Here is a 14,779-nt window from a genome sequence, read left to right as displayed (position 1 = left end):
GCCGCGGGGACGGCCGCCGCGCGTCCGCGGGCGGCGAAGTCGTCGGCCCGTCCCACCTCGCGGGGCTTGATCACCACGATCAGCCGGGTCGCCAGCGCGATGAGCACGCCGACGACGCTGATCACGTAGCTGAGCACCACCCAGTTCGCCGCGAGCCGGCCGGCGGTCAGGCCGTGCAGGATCGCGATCGGCCAGGAGATGTAGGCGACGGCGTGCATCGACCGCCACACCCACGGGCGGGCGCGCGAGACGAACCGGATCCGCAGGATCCCGGTGATCACGATCAGCACCATCAGCTCGAACGCGACGGTGCCGAGGCCCACCGCGTCCGGCGTCGGCACCACGATCTGCGCGGGCGTCGCGAGGCCGCCGAGCACCTTCACCGCGATGTGCGCGACGACCATCACCGACGCGACGACCGCGCACGCGCGGTGCGCCCCCTGCGCCAGCACCCGGTGCCGGATCTTCAGGATCAGCCGCTCGGTGGCCAGCAGCCCGGTCATCACCGCGCCGGTCAGCGCGAGCAGCGTGAAGACGCCCGCGTAGAAGGAGAGGAAGTACTGCGCCTGCGCCGCCGCGACGGCGCCCGGCGGGGTCGCGGCGCCGGCCAGCACCAGCACCGCGCCGGCGAGCACGGCTCGCAGCGCCCACGCGGGCACCACGGGATCGTCACTGTTGCGTGTTCGCACCGCTCGGACTCCTGTTCTGGGTAGCGGACGGCGACGGGTCGCCGTCCGGTCCTGCGCCGCCGCCCGGCTCGTCGCCGGGAAGCGGCGATGACGGTGATGACGGCGGGGCGTCCGCCGCGGGGACCGCGCCGAGATTGGCCAGCAGCCCCCCGGGAAGCACTTGCAGGGCACCGCGCTCGGCGTAGCCGAGCAGCGGCTTCGCGCGCTCGCTGAAGGTCCAGCCGCCGACGACGGCGCCGTCCAGCGGGACGGGCCCGGCGCCGCGGCGCAGGTCGAAGCGGACCTCGGCGCGGGCGGCGGGCGCGCCGCCGCAGGCGCCGGCGGTGCCGGTCCGGCCGAGCGCGTCGCCGCGTCCGACCACGCTGCCCTCGCGCAGCCGGGTCGCCGAGGTCACCCGGTCATAGGTGGTGGCCACGCCGTCGGCGTGCACGACCATCAGCAGCGTTGGCCCGGAGCCGGAACCGCAGAACCGGTAGAGCCGGCCCGCGCCGGACGCCTGGACGCGCCCGTCGCCGCCTGCGAACGCCAGCGCCGACAGCGGCCGCTGCGCCGATCCGGGATCGGCGGTCAGCATCGTCCAGGCCGTGCCGGTCTTCCACGGCAGCATCAGCGCGGCGCCGCCGCGGGTTCCGTTGACCTCGGCGGCGGCCTGCTCGGCCGTCAGCGCGCCGTAGCGGCGCAGGACGCGCGCCTCCGCGGCCGACATCACGTTCGCCGGCATCGCGCCGAGCAGGGTGCCGAAGGCGCCGGCGCCCGACAGCCCGACCCGCCAGGAGCGGCCCGTCCAGCGGGCCGCGAAGAACGCGATCTCGGGGTCGGCGTCGCTGCTCGCCGGCACGGGGATGGCGGTGGTGCCGAACACCCACGTCCCGTCGTCGCTGGTGCGCGACGCCACGACGACCGGCGGCCGGGACGGCGCGGCGCCGTAGGCCTGCCGGGCGGCGGCGCCCCGCTGGGCGAGGGTCGCCTTGCGCACCTGCGCGGTCAGCGCCCGCGTGTCCGGACGCACCGGGGCCGCCGGCGCGCCCGACGCCCCGGGCCGCTGGCGGGGGCGCTGCGGCGTGCCGGGCGCCGCGGTGCCGTGCTTCTTGGAGTCCCGCGCGCCCTTGCCGGACGCGGCCGACTCGGTGGTGCCGATCGGGCGCCCGTCCAGCAGCGTCCGCTCGACGATGCCCAGCAGCGGCAGGCCGACGACGGCCGACAGGATGATCGCGCCGACGCCCACCCGGTCGGCGGGCAGGCGCGGCCCGCGCGGCCGCGCCCTCGGTCCGGGACGGGGCCGCGTCGGGGGCCGCCGGCCGGACGTGCGGCCGGGGTCGCGGGGCCGGGGTGCGGGGGGCGGTTCCAGCCGGGACGCCGACCGCGGGGCCGGCTGCCGTGCCCGTCCCCGGCGCGTCCGGCCCTTCTCGCGGCGCCGCACGTCGCGGCGCGTCGGTTCACGCCGCCGCCGGCGGCGGCCCCGCTCGTCCCAGCCGGGCTGCTCCGACCACCATGATCCTTCGGGCCACCGCGGCTCCTCCGACCAGCGGCCGCGCTGGGGCCGGGCCGCGGGCGGGAGATGCTCGGATGCCCGCGCCCACGGTGAAGCATGCGTGCTGGTCCGGGACGCATGCCCGTCGTCACGTCGCGCCATGCCCTCTCCTGTGGAGGAGGCGGAGGGCAGGCGAACGCCGCTTCGGCTCGATGCCGTCCGGGCGCTGGGCCCGGGCGGCGGTTCCGCTGAGACATGGGTGGCGCGGCGTACGGAGCCCGCTCGCTCCTACCGCGCCTCACGACCGGATTCTCGCGAATCCCGCCGATCAGTCACGGAGCATACGCCCCATTGGCCCTTCAGATGAGAGTTGGTGACAAAAAACCGTTCCGGCCGTATGCCAGGCCGTTTCGCTCATCGTTGGAGTACGCATGAAGGGCGCCGCGCGTTCGACCGTTCCGAACGGTTCCCGCGGCCGGTCAGCGGAGGAATTCGGCGGCCAGCGGCGCGGCCACCTTGGGGCCCGAGCCGCCGGCCTGGACGAACACCGAGAACGCCAGGTCACCGCGGTACCCGATGAACCAGGCGTGCGACGACCCGTCGTTCTGGTACTCCGCCGTCCCCGTCTTGCCGGCGGTGCCGCCCGGCAGCCCGGCGCCCGCCGCGGTGCCGCCGGTCACCACCGCCCGCATCATCGAGCGCAGTGCGGCGGCCCCGGGGATCGGACGCGGGGCGGGCACGGCTCCGCCGCCCTCGCGGACCAGCGTGGCCGGCACCAGCCGCGGCGGCCGCCACGACCCGTCCGCGACCGCCGCCGCGACGCTCGCCATCAGCAGCGGCGTCGCCTGGACGCGGCCCTGCCCGATCGACGCCTCCGCCAGCTCGGCGCCGCCGCCCGGGTCCGGGAAGCTCCCCTCCGCCATCTGCACCCCGGGCGAGAAACCCGCCCCGAACCCGAACCTGCGGGCGCTCGCCGCGAGCTTGCCCGCACCCAGGCCCTCGACCCCGAGGCGCGCGAACGTGGTGTTGCAGGACGCGGCGAACGCGCCGCTCAGCGTGGTGCGACCCAGCTCGTGGCCATCGTCGTTGTGGATCGTCCGCTGCGCGGTGACGACGGACGCGGGGCAGTCGGCGGGCGTGCCGGGACCGGCCCCGTCCGCGATCAGCGCACCCGCGGTGACCACCTTGAACGTGGAGCCGGGCGGGTAGAGGCCGACGAACGCGCCGAGGCCGCCGAGGCCGTCCGCCACCGCCAGGATCTCGCCGGTGGACGGCCGGACCGCGACGATCGAGGCGGCCCCGGGCGCGCCGTCGAGGGCCTTCTCGGCGTCCGCCTGCAGGTGCCGGTCCAGCGTCGTGCGGATCTTCTTGCCCGGCTTGTGGTCCAGCACCTTCACCCGCTGCGGCGGGCCGCCGTTGTCGCGCAGCTCGATGACCCACGCCTCCTCGTCGTAGCCCTCCGGCGTCAGCCCGTCGACGAGGTCCGTCAGGTAGGGCGCGAGGATCCCGGTGTCGGGAAGCGCCTTGCCGTCGCGCGCGACGAGCGTGACCGCGGGCAGCCTCACCTGGCTGAGCTTCCACTCGCCCCTGCCCTTCAGCCCGGGGTAGAGCGTCGCGGGCGTCCACAGCACCCGCCACCGCCCGTCCACGAGCCCGAGGCGCAGCACCGCCCGGAACGACCAGTCGCCGTGCCCGACGAGCGACCGGGTGACGGTGAAGTCGGCGTGCGCCGCCCGGGGCCCCGAGCGCACGACCGGACGCGGCTCGACGATGATCGAGGAGACCGTCAGCCCGCGCGACAGCGCCCGGTACTGGTCGGCGAAGTCGCCGGGCGGGTCGGCGACCAGGTCGCGCATCCGGTCCAGGGACCCCTTCCGCCAGGCCGCGAAGAAGCCCGCCGCGACCTTCTCCGGCGTCCCCGGCCCGCCCCCGCCGCGCAGTCCCCAGGCCGCGACGATCCCCCCGCCCAGGGCCACCGCCACCAGCACCGCCAGCACGGCGACACTCCGTGATCGCATGCGCGCTCCCTCTCCCGCCCACCCCCGAATGAAGATCATTCCAGCGTCCGCCTCATATGCATATGAGGTTGAACGCACCCTTTAAGGCCGAACCTGGCCGACGAAATTAGCAACGACTAATCCGCCCCTTAAGTCCGCTTTAACGGGGGTGTCGGGGGTTGGGCGGGGGCCTAGCGTCGGGGGTGTCGGTGGTCGTGGACGCGCAGTGGCAGGAGGTGTCCCGCAAATGACGGATGGAACGATTCCTCCGGGCATGGGCGGACGCGCCCGCCCGGCGGCCGGCCGCCGGTCCGGGGCCGTGCCCCGGGACTCCCGTCCACGCGGCACCGGTCCGGCCCCGCAGGCCGGTCCTTCGCGGCGCGCCCGTCCCCAGGTCCTCCCCCACCGGGCGCAGGACCGGCCGGCGCCGGACCGCACCCGCCCCACCTCGGCAGGGGGCGTGCGCGTGGAACTGGTCTCCGGGAGCCCGGCACGGCCCCTCTCCTACCCGCCGGTCCCGCGGCACGGACGCCCCGCCTACGGCGCGGGGGCGGGGTTCCGTCCCGGGACCGGCCGGGCTAGTGGGTCCAGGGGAGGCGGACGCCTTCCAGTTCCGGGTCGTCCAGGAGCGCCTGGATGAGCGCGGTCGGCCCGACGACCTTCGTGCCCCACAGGTCCCAGTCGCAGTACACGACCCATGAGCGGTCCTCCGCCCACAGGTCGGACGGGCAGCTCGCCATCGCCGGGTGGTCGTAGAGCCGGGCCGCGTCGCCCAGCCGCCCCGCCAGCACGGTCTCGTCGTCCCAGTCGGCGGTGACCAGCGGGCAGTAGTACGCCAGGCAGCGGGTCGCGGCGCCGCCCGGGCTGTGCCGCAGCAGCACCCCGACCAGCCGGTACCAGCTCTCCCGGTCCAGGCAGCCCTCCGCGGGCGGCCGGATGGCGGCCGACCAGCTTCCCGCCGGATGCCCCTGGCGCAGGCAGCGGTTGCCGGGCAGCTCCCCCTCCGGGACGGCGGGCTCGCCGAAGCCGCGCGCCAGCTCCCGCCAGCGCAGCCGCCGCCAGCCCGTGCCGGGATCGCCGCTGCGGCCGAGCCCGGTGCCCGTGACGATCGCGCCCTCCAGCAGGTCACCGACGTCGCCGGACGGGTCCGCGGCCGGGTCGGGCGGCGGCTCGACCAGCCCCGCGCCGAGCATCGACTGGTGGACGTCGTCGTGCGTCGTGGTGACCAGGCCCTCCTCCCAGGCGTACATCGCGTGCAGGAGCCACGCGGAGTCCGGATTGGGGGGCGGCTCGAAACCCGAGTAGCAATGGTCGGGGTCCAGGTCGTGGAGCCACCGCGCGGCCTCCCCGGGAACCCGGGACCACGCGCCCTCGATGTCCGCGTTCTCCATAACCGGCATCCTGTCACCCGGGAGGCGGGCCGCGATACGCGGACGCCGTCTACTCCTGGCCGCGCCCGCGGGTCCACAGTCGTGACCGCCGCGCCACATCGGGCGGCGGCACGGGTCAGGCGCTCAGCAGGGCGTCCAGGCGCGCCGCTTGGACGTCCCAGCGCCATTCCCGCTCCACCCACGCGCGGCCCGCGCGGCCCATTGCGCGGGCCCGCTCGGGGTCGGCGAGCAGCCCGGCGACCGCGCCGGCGACGCGCGGGACCGACCGGCCCGGCACCACCACGCCGGTCTCGCCGTCCAGGACGGCGTCCGGCGCGCCGCCGGAATCGCCCGCGACGACGGGCAGGCCGGTCGCCGACGCCTCCAGGTAGACGATGCCGAGGCCCTCGACGTCCAGTCCGCGGCGGCGCGTCCGGCAGGGCATCGCGAACACGTCGCCCGCGTCATAGTGCGCGGGCAGCTCCGCCCAGGGGACGCTCCCGGTGAACACCACCGAGCCTGCCACCCCCTCGGACGCCGCGAGCCGCTCCAGCTCCGCGCGGTACGGGCCGCCGCCGACGAGCAGCAGCGCCGCGTCCGGGACCTTCGCCAGGACGCGCGGCCACGCGCGGATCAGCGCGTCCTGCCCCTTGCGCGGCACCAGCCGGGACACGCACACCGCCACCGGACGGTCCGCCAGGCCGTGCCGCGCCCTGATCTCCGCGCCGCCCGCGCCCGCGCGGAACAGCGTCTCGTCGACGCCGGGGGCGAGCCGGGCCATCCGCGCCGCCGCGGCCGGGGACAGCGCCCGCGCCATCCGGGACCGGGTGTACTCGCCCAGGTAGGTGAGCGTGTCCACGCCGTCGCCGATGCGGCCGAGCAGCGACCGCGCGACCGGCAGCGCCGCCCAGCCCGCCTCGTGCCCGTGCGTGATCCCGACGATCCGCCGGGCCCCGCGCCGCCGCAGCGCCGGGGCGAGCAGACCCAGCGGGGCCGCCGCGCCGAACACCACCGAGTCGCAGCGCTCGGCGCGCAGCAGCGCCGACGCGCGGCGCAGCACGCCCGGCTCCGGCAGCATCAGCGAGCCGGGGTGCCGGACGACCGGGAACGGCTGCTCCGCGTCGAACGCCGCGGCCCCCTTCCACGCCGGCGCGTACACCACCACCGAGCCGGGCGGGCGCCGGACCGCGAGGCCGTGCACGAACGCCTGGATGCCGCCGGGACGGGGCGGGAAGTCGTTGGTCACCACCAGGGTCTTGGTCATCGCCCAGCAAGGATACGGACGCCGTTCCGCCCGCGAGCAGGCGGAACACCGGCGAACACTGCCCACACGCGAAGGGGCCCGGCACCGCCGTGCGGTGCCGGGCCCTCCGGATCGGGTCGGTGATCAGTGGCTGATCTCGTGCGACTCCTTGCCGCCCTCGATCTCGGCGTGCTCGCCGTGCCCGTGCTCGTGCTCCTCGACGGGGATGTCGTCGAAGGTCCAGGCCCGGTTCAGCCGCGACCGCAGGTGCCCGAGCGGGCCCTTGGCGGCCGGGATGCCGTTGGCGTCGCGCGCCGGCGGCTCCGGACGGCTGTTCTCCTTGGACAGCAGCACGGCCTTCTGCTCCTCGCGGGCCGGCTCGTGCCGCTCGGAGAACCGCCCGTCCGGCGACATCAGGATGACGCCGCTCTCGACGCCGTGCCCGACGATGTCGGCGTCCTTGCGCTGCAGCCCCAGGCAGATCCGCTTGGTGATGACGAACGCCAGGAACGGCCCGACGAAGAACGTCACCCGGAAGAACCAGGTCGTCGCGTACAGCGAGATGTCGAACTTGTCGGCCAGCACGTCGTTGCCGCCGGCCAGCCACAGCAGGCCGTAGAAGGCGACCGCGGCCACGCCGGTGGCGGTGCGGACCGGGGCGTTGCGCGGCCGGGTGTTCACGTGGTGGTGCCGCTTGTCGCCGGTCACCCACTGCTCGATGAACGGCCAGGCCATCGCGCCGCCGAACACGATGCCGAGCGGCACCAGCGCCGGTATCAGCACGTTGAAGCTGACCGTGTGGCCCCAGGCGCTGACCTCCCAGTTCGGCATGATGCGCAGCGCCCCCTCGAGGACGCCCATGTACCAGTCCGGCTGGGAGCCCGCCGAGATGGCGCCCGGATCGTAGGGCCCGAACAACCAGATCGGGTTGATCTGCGCGAACGCGCCGAGCAGCGCGATGACGCCGAAGGTGAACAGGAAGTAGGCGCCCGTCTTGGCCATGAAGACCGGGTAGAACGGGTAGCCGTACACCTGGCGCTCGGTCTGGTTCTTCACCGGCATCGCGGTGTGCTTCTGCACCCACATGATCATCATGTGCGCGGTGACCAGGCCCAGCAGCAGCCCCGGGATCAGCAGGATGTGCAGCATGTAGAGCCGCGGCACGATGTCCTGGCCGGGGAACTCCCCGCCGAACAGGAACATGTAGCCGTACGTGCCGACCAGCGGGATCGCCTCGAGCACGCCCTGGGTGATGCGCAGGCCCGTGCCGGACAGCAGGTCGTCCGGCAGCGAGTACCCGAACAGGCCCTCCAGCATGCCGAGGATGAACATGTTGATGCCGATGAGGTAGTTCAGCTCACGCGGCCTGCGGTAGGCGCCGGTGAAGAACACCCGCAGCATGTGCGCCAGGATCGACGCCATGAACAGCAGCGCCGCCCAGTGGTGGATCTGCCGCATGAGCAGGCCGCCGCGCACGTCGAAGCTGATCTTCAGCGTGGAGGCGTACGCCTCCGACATCTCCACGCCCCTGAGGTGCGTGTACGAGCCGTTGTAGACGACCTCGTTCATGCTGGGCTTGAACCAGAGCGTCAGGAACGTCCCGGTCAGCAGCAGGATGATGAACGAGTACAGGGCGATCTCGCCCAGCATGAAGGACCAGTGGTCCGGAAAGACCTTCTTCATGTTGCGCTTGAAGAAGGTGGTGGAACCCAGCCGGTCGTCGATGAAGTTCAGCGGCCCCTCGACCGCCTTCGGAGCGGACACCGCCGGTGTCGCTGACGCCTCGCTCATCCGCGCTCCCAGAAGCTCGGGCCGATCGGCTCGTGATAGTCGCTCGTCGCGACGATGTAGCCGTCCTCGACCGACAGCGGCAGCTGCGGCAGCGGACGGGCCGCCGGGCCGAACACGACCTTGGCCGCGTCGGTCGCGTCGAACGTCGACTGGTGGCACGGGCACAGGATGTGGTGCGTGGTCTGCTCGTACAGCGCGGCCGGGCAGCCGACGTGCGTGCAGACCTTCGAGTACGCCACGATCCCGTTGATGTGCCAGTTCTCGCGTCCCTTGGCGGGCTTGAACTCGTCCTCGGGGACGTTGATGAGGATCGTGACGGCCTTGGCGTTCTGCGTGAGGACCTGGTCCTCGGGGACGTCCTCCTCGATGCCCTCGGGCAGGACGGTGATCATCCCGCCGGGCGAGGAGAAGTCGCTGACCCGCAGCGGCTTGTTGGTGCCGTCCACCACGAGGCGGACGCCCTTCTTGCCCTGCGCCTGCGCCTTCTTGACCGCGTCGCCCCAGTGCGTGGAGCGCAGCTTCTTCTCCGGCAGCGGGCCGAGGTCGCGCAGCAGCACCAGCGGCGCGAGGCCGAGCGGCGCGGCGGCCAGCAGCAGCGTGCGGCGCAGCAGCGGGCGCTTGGTCAGCCCGCTGTCGGACGCGCCCTCCAGGAAGTCCTTCGTGAAGGCCGCGCGGGTCTCCTCGTCGGCCTGCAGGTTGTGCCGCTCCTGGACGATCGGCTTGCTGGTCATGAGCCGGCGCACCCAGATGGTGACGCCCGCGGCCAGCGCCAGGAACGACAGCGCCATCAGGCCGCCGAGCCAGAAGTTCGACTCCTGGGCCCGGTCCACGCCGTGCATGCCGCCGTGGCGGCCGCTCCAGCCGATGTAGTACGCGATGAAGGCCACGCTGGCGGCGAACGCCAGGAGGAAGAACGTCGCGACGACGCGCTCGGCGCGCTTGGCCGACGCCTCGTCCAGCTCCTCCCCGACGCCCGCGGGCGCCGAGATGTCGTCCTGCGCGAGCAGGGTCCTGTCCCTCGCCGGTGACGGCGTGCCGATCACGCGCCCCTGCGCGCCGCCCTCGCGCGGCTCCTTCGAGCCCGCGGTGTCCTTGTTGTCGTCGCTCATGACTTCTTCAGCTTCTTCGGCTTCTTCGCGGTGATCCACATCGCCGCCATCACCAGCAGGCCGAGGCCGACCAACCAGCCGACCAGGCCCTCCGACACCGGGCCGATGCGGCCGAGGCCGTTACCGCCGGGGTTGACCTGCTCGCGGGTCTGCACGAGGTAGGAGATGATCGCCTGCTTGTCCTGCGGGGTGAGCGTGGTGTCGTTGAACACCGGCATCGCCTGCGGACCGGTCAGCATCGCCTCGTACATCTGGGTGGGCGTGACGTCGCTGTTGGACAGCGGCGGGGCGTACTTCCCGCCGGTCAGCGCGCCGCCCTGCCCGGTGAAGTTGTGGCACTGCGCGCAGTTGGTGCGGAACAGCTTGCCGCCGAGCGCCACGTCGCCCTTGCTCGGGTCGGTCTCCGACTTGGACGGGACGGCCGGGCCGCCGCCCAGCGAGGCGATGTAGGCGCGCAGGTCGGCGAGGTTCTTCTCGGCCTGCGCCTTCTGCTCCTCGGCCGCCTTGCGCTTGGCCGGGTCCTCGTAGTCGGTCTTGATCTCGGTGTTGAAGGCGGGGATCGGCGTCTTGCGCGGGAACTGCGCACCAGGGCTCATCGCGGGCATGCGGCCCGTGCTGACCTGGAAGTCGACGCTGGCCGCCCCCACCCCGAGCAGGCTCGGTGCGATGGCCTTGCCCTTGGCGTCCTTGGTGCCCTCGGCGTTCAGCCCGTGGCAGCTGGCGCAGTTCTTGTCGAACAGCTGCTGGCCGTTCTTCAGGTCCTGCGCCGCCTGGGCCGTGCCCTCCGCCTCGGCGCGTCCAGTCTGCGGCGAGAAGCCGGCGTAGATGACGCCGATCGCCGCCAGGGCCGCCAGCACGACGGCGTAGCCCGCCCAGGGGCGCCGTCGCCATGCGGTGATCCTTCTCACGGAAATCCCCGTTCGGGTCATGTCTGGTTGGTCAGCGGGTCAGTGGTCGAGCAGGTAGACGACCGAGAACAGGCCGATCCACACCACGTCGACGAAGTGCCAGTAATAGGACACGACGATCGCGCTCGTCGCCTGCTCGTGCGTCCATCGCTTCGCGGCGAACGTCCGGCCGAGAACGAACAGGAACGCGACCAGGCCGCCACAGACGTGCAGACCGTGGAAACCGGTGGCCAGGTAGAAGACCGAGCCGTAGGCCGACGAGGAGAGCGTGAGCCCGTCCTTGGTGACCAGGCTGTAGTACTCGTACGCCTGGCCCGCCACGAAGTAGAGCCCCATCAGGAAGGACAGGACGTACCACTCGCGCAGTCCCCAGCGGCGGAAGTTCAGCAGGCCGCCGTCGCGGCCGACCTTGCCGGCCTCGGCCTTGAACACTCCCCACTGGCAGGTCACCGACGACAGCACCAGCACGGTCGTGTTGGCCGTCGACAATGGCAGGTTCAGCGGTGCGCCCGGCCAGGCGTCGTGCCCGGACTGGCCGATCGTCACAGAGCGGATCGTGAAGAACATCGCGAACAGCGCCGCGAAGAACATCAGCTCGGACGACAGCCAAACGATCGTCCCCACGCTGACCAGATTGGGACGGTTCGCCCGTGCGTGAGGTGTTGTCTCTATCGCGGATGCTGTCACGGGCAGCATTATTGCGCCCCTATCCAGTGACTGACGCATGACCCCCCTCGTTGGGTTCCCGAGCGTGTCTCCGCGCGCGCGTCCGGCCTTGCCGATCTCCACCTGCACCTGGCGTTCCGGGCCGTGAATCAGGGCCTGGATCTCGTGCGCGCGAGGCCGAACCGGTAGCCTTCGGTGCATGAGCACCGCCCCGGAGAGCCCGATGAAGGTTCTCGTCTACAGCGACGACGCGAGCACCCGCGCACAGATCCGGATGGCGATCGGGCGCCGCCCCGCCGCCGACCTCCCGCAGGTGGAGTTCGTCGAGCGCGCGACCCAGCCCGCCGTGGTGGCACGGCTCGACGAGGGCGGCATCGACGTCCTGGTCGTGGACGGCGAGGCGCAGCCCGCGGGCGGTCTCGGCGTGTGCCGGCAGGCGAAGGACGAGGTGTACGACTGCCCGCCGGTGCTGGCGATCATCGGGCGGCGCGACGACGGCTGGCTGGCGACCTGGTCGCGCGCCGACGCCGTGGTGAGCCTGCCGCTCGACCCGATGGCCCTGGCCAAGGAGCTCGCGGGCCTCATGCGCCGGCGCATGGAGAACCGCCTTCCGGCCCTGTAACACCGATTCGCCGGGGAGGCTCTGCCCGTTTCGGCGCCGGGGCGCCGCCCCGGTCCGCCACCCCGGCCGGGACGGGACGAGCCCGGCGCTCCCCGGGTCCCGCCGCACCCTGGGGAGAAGATGGACGCCCGCACGAACTGGCCCGCACTGATCAACGCGCTGCTCGACGGCGACTCGCTGACCAGCGAGGAGACGGCGTGGGCGATGAACCGCATCATGGCCGGCGACGCCACCGACGTGCAGATCGCCGGCTTCGCGGTCGCGATGCGCGCCAAGGGCGAGACCGTCGCCGAGGTCTCCGGCCTCGCCGACGGCATGATGGACAACGCCACCCCGGTGACGGTGCCGGGCCGCATCGCCGACCTCGTCGGCACCGGCGGCGACCGCGCCCACACGGTGAACATCTCCACGATGGCCGCGGTGGTGGCCGCGGCGGCGGGCGTGCGGGTCGTCAAGCACGGCAACCGGGCCGCCTCGTCGTCCTGCGGCGCCGCCGACCTGCTGGAGCACCTCGGCGTCGCCATCGACCTCGGCCCGGACGAGGTCGCGCGGGTCGCCGCGGAGACCGGCATCACCTTCTGCTTCGCGCCGCGGTTCCACCCGGCGCTGCGGCACGCCTCGCGCACCCGCAGCGAGCTGGGCACGCCGACGGTGTTCAACTTCCTCGGCCCGCTGACGAACCCCGCGCGGCCGGGGGCGCAGGCGGTCGGGGTGTTCCATCCGCGGATGGCGGGCGTGATCGCGGGCGTGTTCGCCGCGCGGGGCTGCTCGTCGCTGGTGTTCCGCGGCGACGACGGCCTGGACGAGCTGACCACCACCGGCACCTCGACGGTGTGGGTGGTGCGCGACGGGACCGCGACGCAGACGACGTTCGACCCGTCCGACCTCGGCATCCCGCCGGCCCTCCCGGAGGACCTGCGCGGCGCCGACGCGGCGTTCAACGCGCGGGTGGCGCGGGAGACCTTCGCCGGCCGCGAGGGCGCCGTCCGCGACATGGTCCTGCTGAACGCCGCCGCGCTCATCACCGCCTACGAGGGCGCGCCGGCCGCCGACGAGCTCACCCCGACGCTGGCCGCCGCCCGCGACCGCGCCGCCGAGGCCGTCGACTCCGGCGCCGCCGACACCCTCCTCGACCGCTGGATCGAAGCCTCCCAAGCGCAGCGCTAGCCCCGGGGGGCCCTGGGCGGGTCAGGCGACGCTGCGAGCGCCACTGGAGAGGCGTTGGGCGATCCAGATCGGGATGATCGACAGGACGATCAGCGAGGCGGCCAGGACGTTGACGACCGGGGCCTGGTTGGGGCGGAACAGGTTGTCGAAGATCCAGATCGGCAGCGTCTGCGAGCCGGGCCCGGCGGTGAACGTGGTCACGATGATCTCGTCGAAGGACAGCGCGAACGACAGGAGCCCGCCGGCGAGCAGCGCCGAGCGCAGGTTCGGGAGCGTGACGTACCAGAACGTCTGGAAGGTGTCGGCGCCGAGGTCGGCGGAGGCCTCCTCCAGGCTGGTGCCGGTGCGGCGCAGCCGGGCCAGCACGTTGTTGTAGATGGTGACGACGCAGAACGTGGCGTGCCCAACGATGACGGTGAACAGGCCGAGGCCGATGCCGAGCGGCTCCAGGACGACCTGGAAGGCGTTGCTGAGCGCGATGCCGGTGACGATGCCGGGCAGCGCGATCGGCAGCACCACGACCAGCGACACCGTCTCGCGGCCGAAGAAGCGGTAGCGGGCGACGGCGAACGCCGCCATGGTGCCGAGGACCATGGCGGCGGCGGTGGCGCCCACGCCGGCCTTCACGCTCGTCCAGACGGCCTGCCGGGCGCCCTCGTTGTCGAGGGCGTGCGCCCACCAGCGTCCGGTGAGGTCGGTCGGCGGCCAGCCGAACGCCTTGTCGGCGTTGACGGAGTTGACCAGCACGACGAGCAGCGGCACGTAGACGACCGCGAGCCCGAGGATCATCACGAGGCGCAGGACGGCCCGCGCGGCGGGCGAGAGGGTCATCACAGCTCCCTGAGGGCGCCGGTGCGGCGGGCCGCGGCCAGGTAGACCAGCATGACCACGACCGGGACCGTGGCGACGGCGGCGGCGAACGGCAGGTTGTTGGCGGCGCCGATGTTGTCGTAGACGACGTTGCCGAGCAGCTGGCTCCGGCCGCCGACGATCTTGACGGTGATGTAGTCGCCGAGCGACAGCGAGAAGGTGAAGATCGACCCGGCGACCAGCGACGGGAACACCATCGGCAGCATCACCGAGCGGAACGTGCGCCACGGGCGGGCGCCGAGGTCGCCGGAGGCGTCCAGCAGCGAGTCCGGCAGCCGCTCCAGGCCCGTGTAGACGGGCAGGATCATGTAGGGCAGCCACAGGTAGGCCAGGACGATGATCGTGGCCGTGAGGCCGAATCCGGGCCCGGACAGCCCGAACGGCTTGAGCACCTCGTCGATCAGCCCGCCCTGCGACAGCATCACCCTCCACGCGTACGCCTTGACGAGATAGGCCGCCCACAGCGGCGCCAGGATCGCGATGACGAGGTACGGCCGGTACCGGGGCCTCGCGACCTTCGCCATGTACAGCGCCATGGGGAAGCCGATGGCGGTGTCGATGACGGTGACGGCCGCCGCGACGCCGAGGCTGCGCAGCGCGATCGTCCGGTAGACGGGCTCGTCCCACATGTCCTGGAAGTTGGCCAGGGTGAACTGCCGGACGACCTCGCCGGTGAAGGTGTCGGTGGACCAGAACGCGGTGAGGAAGATCGCGGCCAGCGCGCCGAGGTAGGCCACCACCAGCCAGGCCAGCGGCGCCGACAGCAGCAGCGACAGCCGCAGCCACGGCCGGCGGTGCAGCAGCGCCGCCGCCCGCCGCCGGGGACCCGGCGCCGGGCGGGCGGCGGCCTCGACGGCGGCGGCCCCCGCCGGCGAG

13 protein-coding genes are annotated in these 14,779 nt (G+C 73.3%); 2 read left to right on the top strand and 11 right to left on the bottom strand.

The genetic code is table 11. The annotated features are described in order from the left end of the window. The 9 genes from ABD296_RS44335 to ctaE form a co-directional block, all read right to left on the bottom strand. A partial coding sequence (locus tag ABD296_RS44335) for a hypothetical protein (protein WP_344282728.1) occupies nucleotides 1–689 on the bottom strand: 689 nt, incomplete at its 3' end. Then, the gene (locus ABD296_RS44330) at nucleotides 670–2,322 is read right to left on the bottom strand and encodes a hypothetical protein (RefSeq protein WP_344282725.1); all 1,653 of its coding nucleotides are present in this window, start codon (nucleotides 2,320–2,322) and stop codon (nucleotides 670–672) included. The genes ABD296_RS44335 and ABD296_RS44330, both read right to left, overlap by 20 nt. Before the next feature lie 317 nt (nucleotides 2,323–2,639). Then, entirely contained in the window at nucleotides 2,640–4,178 is a 1,539-nt protein-coding gene (locus ABD296_RS44325) for a penicillin-binding transpeptidase domain-containing protein (protein WP_344282722.1), read from the bottom strand. A 557-nt stretch (nucleotides 4,179–4,735) separates the two neighbouring features. Next, a complete protein-coding gene (locus tag ABD296_RS44320; protein ID WP_344282718.1) occupies nucleotides 4,736–5,548 on the bottom strand; it encodes a hypothetical protein in 813 nt (270 codons plus the stop codon). Between the two features lie 115 nt (nucleotides 5,549–5,663). After that, nucleotides 5,664–6,791, bottom strand: coding sequence for a glycosyltransferase family 4 protein (locus ABD296_RS44315; protein WP_344282715.1), 1,128 nt, complete (start codon nucleotides 6,789–6,791; stop codon nucleotides 5,664–5,666). A 123-nt stretch (nucleotides 6,792–6,914) separates the two neighbouring features. Further along, nucleotides 6,915–8,561 carry a cytochrome bc1 complex cytochrome b subunit gene (qcrB, locus tag ABD296_RS44310; protein ID WP_344282712.1) on the bottom strand — a complete coding sequence of 549 codons (1,647 nt, stop codon included), beginning with the start codon at nucleotides 8,559–8,561 and terminating at the stop codon, nucleotides 6,915–6,917. Next, complete coding sequence (gene qcrA, locus ABD296_RS44305; RefSeq protein ID WP_344282709.1) at nucleotides 8,558–9,670, bottom strand: cytochrome bc1 complex Rieske iron-sulfur subunit; 1,113 nt, start codon at nucleotides 9,668–9,670, stop codon at nucleotides 8,558–8,560. The genes qcrB and qcrA overlap by 4 nt, the downstream gene beginning before the upstream one ends. Beyond that, nucleotides 9,667–10,578: a cytochrome bc1 complex diheme cytochrome c subunit gene (qcrC, locus tag ABD296_RS44300; RefSeq protein WP_344282706.1), complete on the bottom strand. Its 912-nt coding sequence runs from the start codon at nucleotides 10,576–10,578 to the stop codon at nucleotides 9,667–9,669. Before qcrC ends, qcrA begins: the two co-directional genes overlap by 4 nt. 39 nt (nucleotides 10,579–10,617) lie before the next feature. Next, a complete protein-coding gene (gene ctaE / locus ABD296_RS44295) occupies nucleotides 10,618–11,274 on the bottom strand; it encodes an aa3-type cytochrome oxidase subunit III (protein WP_344282703.1) in 657 nt (218 codons plus the stop codon). 169 nt (nucleotides 11,275–11,443) lie between these two features. Between ctaE and ABD296_RS44290 the strand changes: the two genes are divergently transcribed. Both ABD296_RS44290 and trpD read left to right on the top strand, forming a co-directional pair. After that, a complete protein-coding gene (locus ABD296_RS44290) occupies nucleotides 11,444–11,866 on the top strand; it encodes a hypothetical protein (protein WP_344282700.1) in 423 nt (140 codons plus the stop codon). A 120-nt stretch (nucleotides 11,867–11,986) separates the two neighbouring features. Further along, entirely contained in the window at nucleotides 11,987–13,033 is a 1,047-nt protein-coding gene (gene trpD, locus ABD296_RS44285; protein WP_344282697.1) for an anthranilate phosphoribosyltransferase, read from the top strand. 21 nt (nucleotides 13,034–13,054) lie between these two features. On the opposite strand, the gene ABD296_RS44280 is transcribed toward trpD, so the two are convergent. Both ABD296_RS44280 and ABD296_RS44275 read right to left on the bottom strand, forming a co-directional pair. Continuing rightward, the gene (locus ABD296_RS44280; RefSeq protein ID WP_344282695.1) at nucleotides 13,055–13,864 is read right to left on the bottom strand and encodes an ABC transporter permease; all 810 of its coding nucleotides are present in this window, start codon (nucleotides 13,862–13,864) and stop codon (nucleotides 13,055–13,057) included. Further along, a partial coding sequence (locus ABD296_RS44275) for an ABC transporter permease (RefSeq protein ID WP_455363876.1) occupies nucleotides 13,864–14,779 on the bottom strand: 916 nt, incomplete at its 5' end. The genes ABD296_RS44280 and ABD296_RS44275, both read right to left, overlap by 1 nt.

The organism is Actinomadura napierensis (genome assembly GCF_039529375.1).
GTDB classification, from domain to species: Bacteria; Actinomycetota; Actinomycetes; order Streptosporangiales; family Streptosporangiaceae; genus Spirillospora; species Spirillospora napierensis.
Note: the sequence above shows the minus strand (reverse complement) of the source record. Positions and strands in the feature narration are given on the sequence as shown.